The organism is Glutamicibacter sp. BSL13, from assembly GCF_052928425.1.
On sequence record NZ_JAVGCZ010000159.1, the window covers coordinates 1 to 3957 of the forward strand.

A 3957-nucleotide genomic window follows, 5' to 3' on the forward strand; every position below is an offset into this window, starting at 1 on the left:
TTTTGCAGTTCCCGGGCCGCGGTGGCCAGCTCCAGGGCCAGCCGGGGATCCGTGGTGGCGGCCAGCGCCTCCCGCAGGGAGCTGAGCAGCTGGCGGCCGTGGGTGAGCAGGGAACGCAGCAGCGTCCCGTCGTTTTCGGGCACCACCGGGGAGGCGTTGCCGGTGACTTGTGCCAGCACCCGCTGCATCCCGTTCAGGCTCGCGGCCAGTTCCGTGGTGGTCATGTCCCCAGTGTGCCCCGCCGGCCAGCGGGCGCCGGTGGGGGCTAGGGTTTTGTGGATAACCCGCGGCGCGCGGCCACCGCGTCGGCGGCGGCCGCCAACCAGGCCGGCAGCACGTAGCGGGCAACCCCGAGCAGCACGAAGAGCGTGGTGGTGGCCTGTTCGGAGTTGCTGGCCGCCAGCATCGCCCAGCTCAGCAGCAGGCTGGCGGCGAACCCGGTCAGCCAGCCGGCCAGTTGGCGGGTGCGGAAGATGAACCAGCCGGTGAGCAGCAGCAGCGGGAAGAGGAACCCGCAGAAGCCCAGGTAGCCGGCGTACTGCCCGGTCAGGTCGAAGGCGCGGGCCAGGAACCAGTCCCCGTATTCGATGTGGCCAAGCACCGGAGCCTTGAGCAGCGCGTCGAGCACCAGGAACCCCAGGATCAACCCGAGCCCCCAGGCCTTGGCGGTGCGTGGGGCCGGCAGCAGCCAGCAGGCGCCGAGCACGACCAGGCGCACCGCCCACAGGCTCACCACCAGCAGGCCGCTGCCGCCGAAGGAGAGGTGAACCAGGCTGAGCATGCTGTTGGCGATCAGCCCGGCCAGCAGCACCAGCCAGATCAGGATGTGCTTGGCGGGCAGGTCCACGCGTCGGGTGGTAGGGCTCACGGGCCGTTGGCTCCTTGGGTTCTGGGCGGGATCGGGAAATTCTCCACCGAACAGCCTAGCGCCCGTGGCTGTGCCGGTGCTGGGTGCAGGCGTTGGGTGCAGGCGTTGGGTTTGGCCCTGCCCCGGGCGGGCTACTCCTCGAGCTTCAGCGCCTTGCGCAGGGTCAGCGCCCCGCCGGTGTGCATCACCGCGCGGCGGTAGATCCTCTCCGCGAACACCAGCACCACCCAGCAGAACGCGAGCGCCACCAGCAGTGAGAGCACCGGCTCGAACCAGGGCACCTGCCCGGTCAGCAGCCTGATGGGCATGGCCACGGAGGAGACGATCGGCACGTAGGAGGCGATCACCAGCACCGTGCCCTTGGCGTAGAGGCCGATGAACAGGATGCCGATCAGCACCGTGACCACCGGCCCGGAGGACTGTTGCAGGTCCTCGGTGCGGGTGGCCAGGGCACCCAGCGCGGCCCAGCATCCGGCCAGCACCAGGAACCCGGCCAGGAAGAACACGACGAACCAGGTCGCCACCTGGAAGACGACGCCCAGGAACGGGATCTCGATGGGGGCCAGCCAGGCGGCCAGCAGCCCCACCCCGAGGAACATCAGCAGCTGGCCCAGGGCCAGGATGACGTTGCCGATGATCTTCCCGGCCAGCAGTTCGCGTAGCCGGATCGTGCTGGCCAGGATCTCCACCACCCGGTTCTGCTTCTCCTCGATCACGGAGTTGGCGATCGGCATCCCGAAGATCAGTGCGGCCATGTAGAACAGGAAGGAGAAGACGAACGCCATGGCCTGGATCATCGAGTTGCGTTCGGCGTCCCCCTGCAGCAGGGTGACGCTCAGCGCCGTGTCCGCCGGCAGCTGCCCCGGATCGATGCCGGCACTGCTGAGCAGCTCGGCGGTCAGCACCTGCTCGACGGAGGTGTCCAGCAGGCTGCGCAGCTTGGCGGGCACCTCTTCGCCACCGGTGAGCGTGAACTTCCCGGGGCCGCTGGAGTGCAGCACCGCGTCCAGGGTGCCGGCCTCCAGCTGTTGGCGGGCCTGGTCGTCGGGCAGGTTCTGCACCGAGAGGTCCACGTCCTGCGGCTGGGTCTGCTGGGCGTGCTCCAGCACCCGCAGGCTGGGCTGGTCGGCGCCGGCCACCGTGTAGGTGCTGGTGCGGTTGGCCAGGAACCCGGAGAGCGCGATGGAGCCGACGATCAGCCCGACCGTGATCAGGGTGGAGATGATGAACGCCTTGTCGCGGACCTTGGTCTCGACTTCGCGCAGGGTCACGGTCAGCCAGGCGGGGGTGGTGCTCATCGGATGATCTCCCGGTAGATGGCGGCCAGGGTGGGGCGGTGGGTGGCGAATTCGTGGACGGCGCCGCGGCGCATCGCCTCGGCGAGCACCTGCTGGGCCAGCTGGGGGTCGGCGAAGCTGACCAGCGCCTCGGGCCCGGAAACATCCAGGGCGGTGACCCCGGGGTGCTCGCGCAGCCAGCCGGCGTCGTGCTCCAGCACCAGCCGGTGCTTGTCGGTGTGGCGCCGGCGCAGGGCCCCGGCCGCGTCGTTGGCCAGGATGCGTCCGTCCTGGATGATGACCAGGTGGTCGACGAGGTTTTCCAGCAGGTCCAGCTGGTGGCTGGAGAACAGGATCGGCACTCCGCGGTTGGCGTAGTCGCGCAGAATGGAGCTCATCGCGTCCACCGCCAGCGGGTCCAGGCCGCTGAACGGTTCGTCGAGCACCAGCACCTGCGGTTCGTGCAGCAGCGCGGCGGTGACCTGCACGCGCTGCTGGTTGCCCAGGGACAGGGATTCGAGCTTGGCCCGGGCCCGTTCGGCCAGGCCGAAGCGTTCCAGCAGTTCCATGGCCCGCTGCCGGGCGGTGGAGCGGGCCAGGCCGTGCAGGGAGCCGAGGTAGACCAGCTGGTCGATGACCGGCTGCTTCGGGTAGAGGCCGCGCTCCTCGGGCATGTAGCCAAAGCCGCGGCGGGTGCCTGCGCCCAGATCGCCGCCGTTGAGCCGGACCGTGCCGTGGTGGGCGGCCAGCAGCCCCATGATGATGCGCATCGTGGTGGTCTTCCCGGCCCCGTTCGCGCCGACGAAGCCGGTCAGGGAACCGGCGGGCACCTGGAAGCTGACATCGTGCAGCACCTGGTGCTCGGCGAAGGACCGGCTGATGTTTCGCAGTTCAAGCACGTGGGCTCCTTGGCTGGGTTCCGTGCCGTGCGGGCGGGGTGGGGGTTGTGCCCTCCAGCCTAGGTGGGCTTTGGCCGGTACGGCTCACGCGCAGGGATGAAACTATTGGATGAGGCCGGCGCGGTGGGCGAAGAGCACCGCCTGGACCCGGTCGCGCAGCCCGGCCTTGGCCAGCAGGTTGGACAGGTGGGTTTTCACCGTGGCCTCGCTCAGCCCGAGCTGGGCGGCGATTTCCTGGTTGTTCTGCCCGCCGGCCAGGGCGCGCAGCACCTGGGTTTCGCGTTCGGTCAGCCGCTGCAGCACCGCCTGCTCCGCAACCGGGCGGGACGCGGCGGTGCCGCCGCCGTCGGCGGGGTGCACGCCGGGGCCGGTGGGCGGGACCGGGTCGGGGTGGGCGGCGGGGTGCAGCCGGTGGCGGATCAGCTTCAGCGTGACCTCCGGGGCCAGCAGCCCGTGCCCGGCCGCGACCTGGTGCACCGCGTGGATGAGTATTTCCGGTTCGGCGTTCTTCAGCAGGAACCCGCTGGCGCCGGCCTGCAGTGCGTCGAACAGGTAGTCGTCGCGGTTGAAGGTGGTCAGCACGATGATCTTGGCGCCGGTCTGGCCGGCGAGCTGGGCGGTGGCGGCGATCCCGTCGAGTTCTGGCATCTGGATGTCCATGAGCACCACATCCGGCTCCAGGGCGGTGGCGGTGTCGATCGCCTGGCGCCCGGTGCCGGCGGTGCCCACCACGCTGATCCCCGGGTCGGTTTCCAGGATCAGCTGCAGGCTGGAGACGATCAGGGGCTGGTCATCGGCGATCACCACGCGGATAGCAGGCATGCCTTCAGCCTACTGCCGCGCCGGGCCGGCGCCCGGATCCATGACGGGTCCGCCGCCCGGGACCGCACCGGGGGCAGCGGCCGCGCCGGGG

The 3957-nt window shown here is 70.3% G+C and carries 5 protein-coding genes; all 5 read right to left on the minus strand.

Annotated elements, in window-relative coordinates:
• A partial coding sequence (locus RCJ92_RS15235; protein WP_446755036.1) for a hypothetical protein occupies window positions 1-224 on the minus strand: 224 nt, incomplete at its 3' end.
• Window positions 225-265: 41 nt separating this feature from the next.
• Window positions 266-868 carry a hypothetical protein gene (locus RCJ92_RS15240; RefSeq protein ID WP_446755037.1) on the minus strand — a complete coding sequence of 201 codons (603 nt, stop codon included), beginning with the start codon at window positions 866-868 and terminating at the stop codon, window positions 266-268.
• Window positions 869-999: 131 nt separating this feature from the next.
• Complete coding sequence (locus tag RCJ92_RS15245) at window positions 1000-2166, minus strand: ABC transporter permease (RefSeq protein WP_446755038.1); 1167 nt, start codon at window positions 2164-2166, stop codon at window positions 1000-1002.
• Complete coding sequence (locus tag RCJ92_RS15250; RefSeq protein WP_446755039.1) at window positions 2163-3044, minus strand: ABC transporter ATP-binding protein; 882 nt, start codon at window positions 3042-3044, stop codon at window positions 2163-2165. The genes RCJ92_RS15245 and RCJ92_RS15250 overlap by 4 nt, the downstream gene beginning before the upstream one ends.
• 102 nt (window positions 3045-3146) lie before the next feature.
• Entirely contained in the window at window positions 3147-3866 is a 720-nt protein-coding gene (locus RCJ92_RS15255; protein WP_446755040.1) for a response regulator, read from the minus strand.
• Window positions 3867-3957: the final 91 nt, after the last annotated feature.